The following is a 3,605-nucleotide window of genomic DNA, read 5'->3' as shown; positions in this document are numbered from 1 at the left end:
GTTTCTGGGAAGTTTTTCTGAAAACTTTTAACTATTTCAGTAAACATATTCGGAATTAAATCTTCACGACCAAATGTGAACGCCGCCGCTATTTTATGTGTTTGGCCTGTTTCAATTATGGTAAATGTAAAATTCAAAAAGTCTTTAACTTCTTCAGGTAAATTAGCATTTTTAATCGCTACAAAAACATTTTTTGTACTGGCTACTTGTTCTAAAAAATCTAAAACGGGTTGCGAACTAGCGCCGCATTCTTTCATGGCATCTAAATACATTTCAAAATGACTTTGACGCGAACCATCTAACGCCAAATCAGATTCTTCTGCAACAACAATTTCATTAATTAAATAGCGTAATTCTGGATTTGGTGAAGCCGTCCAAGGAATAGAAACCGAGGTTAAATGAATTTGTAAGCCTTTTAACAACGACATAAAATCCCAAACCGCATAAACATGATGCGTTAAAAAAATGTGTAAATCGTCAATTGTTTGAATTTTTGAGTATAAAGAATGATTTAATAACGCTTGCCTTAAAGGTTCAATTTCGTTTTTTATCGAATTTGTGTTCATTTTAAATATATTATAATTCTAAGTGTAATCTTTCGGATACAAAAGTAGAAATGCTTCTCCAAATAGAGAAGCATTTTGTATCAATTTTATTTATTGTTTAATCTAATTAATAAATTATTTGAATGCAGAAAGACCGGTAATGTCCATTCCAGTTATCAATAAATGAATGTCGTGTGTACCTTCATACGTTACAACAGATTCTAAATTCATCATATGACGCATGATAGAATATTCGCCTGTAATTCCCATTCCGCCTAACATTTGACGAGCATCTCGCGCAATTGTTAAAGCCATGTCTACATTGTTTCTTTTTGCCATTGAAATTTGAGCAGTTGTTGCTCTTCCTTCATTTCTTAAAACGCCTAAACGCCAAGTTAATAATTGTGCTTTTGTGATTTCTGTAATCATTTCTGCCAATTTCTTTTGTTGTAATTGTGTTGCGCCAATTGGTTTGTCAAATTGAATTCTTTCTTTAGAATAACGCAAAGCCGTATCGTAACAATCCATAGCGGCACCAATTGCACCCCAAGCAATTCCATAACGTGCAGAATCTAAACACCCTAGCGGTGCGCCAAGTCCAGATTTGTTTGGTAATAAGTTTTCTTTTGGCACTTTTACGTTATCAAAAATAAGTTCTCCCGTTGCCGAAGCACGTAACGACCATTTATTATGTGTTTCTGGAGTAGAGAAACCTTCCATGCCTCTTTCTACAATTAGACCATGAATTCTTCCTTCTTCATTTTTTGCCCAAACAATAGCAATATCTGCAAAAGGCGAATTTGAAATCCACATTTTAGCACCATTTAAAAGATAATGATCGCCCATATCTTTATAGTTACTAATCATACTTCCTGGATCTGAACCGTAATTTGGCTCTGTTAAACCGAAACAACCAATCATTTCTCCAGTAGCTAATTTTGGTAAATATTTTATACGTTGTGCTTCATTTCCGTATTTCCAAATTGGGTACATGACCAATGAAGATTGTACAGAAGAAGTAGAACGCACACCAGAATCGCCTCTTTCAATTTCTTGCATGATTAATCCGTAAGAAATTTGATCTAATCCTGCACCGCCATATTCCACTGGAATATAGGGTCCAAAACCACCAATTTCTCCCAACCCTTTTACAATTTGTTTTGGAAATTCAGCACGCTGTGCATAGTCTTCAATAATTGGAGAAACCTCTTTTTTTACCCATGCTCTTGCCGCATCACGAACTAATTTGTGCTCTTCTGATAATAAATCGTCTAACAAATAATAATCAGGTGATTGAAATAAATCTGGTTTCATATGTAAATATTTTTATAAATCGATTTGAATGGCAAAAGTAATTATTTTTTAACAAAAGTAAATTGAATTGTTAGATTTATTAGAAAACAAAAGTTAAAAATTACATTTTTAAATAAAAATCTTTTGTCAGCTCAATATATTCTGAAGTGTATTGATGACGGGCTGTTTCTATAACTAATTCTTCAATAGCTGGAATTTGTTCTATGCGAGTAAATGCCAATAAACTTCTTTTAATTTCTGAAGTTGGCGTGCCTTTTACACGTGTTATTTTTAGAGGAAATAATAACGATTGTTTTGCTAAAGCGATAAAATCTACTTCCGCAGAATAGGGAATAATTACAGAAAATATTCCGTTTTCTGACAATAACAAATAAGCCGCTTCTATCAATTCATCAAAAGGCAATGCATCTGTAAAACGAGCCAAATCTCGTGATGCGTTGTCTGTCTTATAATCTTCAGAATAAAAGGGCGGATTGGAAACAATGATATCGTATTCTTCTTCAATTTCTTCGATTTCAGCTACAAATTCATCTAAACCGGCATGATAGCAATACAATCGGTCTGCCCAAGGCGAATTTTCAAAATTAGCTACACATTCTTCGTAGGCATTTTCTTCAATTTCAATGGCATCAATTTGTTCGGAATGGCTTCTTTGGGCCAACATAAGGGAAATTATTCCTGTTCCAGCACCAATATCAAGAATGTTGTATGGATTGTTAATTAGCGGTGTCCAAGCACCTAATAAAACGCCATCTGTTCCCACTTTCATAGCAGATTTTTCTTGTTCAACTGAAAATTGTTTGAATGAAAAAATCATAAATTAATTATGAATGTTGAGTAACGAATTTTGAATGTTGAAATTGACTACTCCAAATACAAATCCACTAAACCAATTGGTGTGTTTAAAACCAATTCCTTCTCTATTCTATTGACTTCAATAATAAAAGAGTCAATCATAGGAACTAAAACTTGTTTTTGTCCTTTGAAAATTTCAAAAATAGGTTGTGCGGCATTATCCAAAATGGCGTGAACAGTTCCAATATCGCCTAAGCGTTGGTCTGTAACTTTAAAACCTATAATTTCGTGAAAATAAAACTTGGTTCCTTCTAGTTTTGGTAACATAGTTAGAGGCAAATACACTTCTAAATTTTTCATGTTTTCGGCTTCAAGTTCCGTATCAACATCTTCAAATTTAACTCTTAGAAATTTATCTCTGTGAATAGATGATTTATCAATAAAAAATGGAACCAGATTTTTATTGTATTCAATAAAAACTGATTCCAAATTTTGATAAAGTTCAGGTTCATCTGTATCTAAAAAGATAAGTAATTCCCCTTTGAAACTAAATTTTTTAGCGATTTTGCCTAAATAGAAACATTCATCTTTACGCATTATCGCAGTATATTAAGCTTCTTTTTCTTCATTGTTTTCTTCAGCAGCAGGCGCTTCTGTAGTTTCTTCTGTAACAGCTTCAACAACTTCTTCAGTTACTTCAGCGGCAGCTTCAACTACTTCTTCTACAGCAACTTCTTCAGTTACTTCAGCAACAGCTTCAACTTCAACTACTTCTTCTACAGCAACTTCTTCAGTTACTTCAGCAACAGCTTCAACTTCAACTACTTCTTCTGTAGCAACTTCTTCAGTTACTTCTTCTGCTTTTAAAGCATCAGCAATAGCGGCTATACGTTTTTCGTTTGCTACTTGTTCTGCTTTAAAGGCTTTAGTTTTAGCATCCGCTTGCGCTTT

4 protein-coding genes and 1 pseudogene are annotated in these 3,605 nt (G+C 33.6%); all 5 read right to left on the bottom strand.

The annotated features are described in order from the left end of the window. Positions 1-566, bottom strand: a 566-nt coding sequence (locus tag ACIQ2I_RS08560; protein ID WP_396181998.1) for a DUF3050 domain-containing protein, incomplete at its 3' end; no start/stop codon positions are given. A 114-nt stretch (positions 567-680) separates the two neighbouring features. Then, positions 681-1,859: an acyl-CoA dehydrogenase family protein gene (locus ACIQ2I_RS08555; protein ID WP_396181997.1), complete on the bottom strand. Its 1,179-nt coding sequence runs from the start codon at positions 1,857-1,859 to the stop codon at positions 681-683. Positions 1,860-1,959: 100 nt separating this feature from the next. Further along, positions 1,960-2,673: a tRNA1(Val) (adenine(37)-N6)-methyltransferase gene (locus ACIQ2I_RS08550; RefSeq protein ID WP_396181999.1), complete on the bottom strand. Its 714-nt coding sequence runs from the start codon at positions 2,671-2,673 to the stop codon at positions 1,960-1,962. Between the two features lie 50 nt (positions 2,674-2,723). Next, positions 2,724-3,251 carry a ribosome maturation factor RimM gene (gene rimM, locus ACIQ2I_RS08545; protein ID WP_396181996.1) on the bottom strand — a complete coding sequence of 176 codons (528 nt, stop codon included), beginning with the start codon at positions 3,249-3,251 and terminating at the stop codon, positions 2,724-2,726. A gap of 12 nt (positions 3,252-3,263) precedes the next feature. Then, positions 3,264-3,605, bottom strand: a pseudogene (locus ACIQ2I_RS08540) (hypothetical protein); the annotation flags it as partial.

The sequence above is a fragment of the Flavobacterium sp. genome, from assembly GCF_044368995.1.
GTDB lineage: Bacteria > Bacteroidota > Bacteroidia > Flavobacteriales > Flavobacteriaceae > Flavobacterium.
The sequence above is the reverse complement of the archived record's forward strand: the minus strand, read 5'-3'. Positions and strand labels throughout refer to the sequence as shown.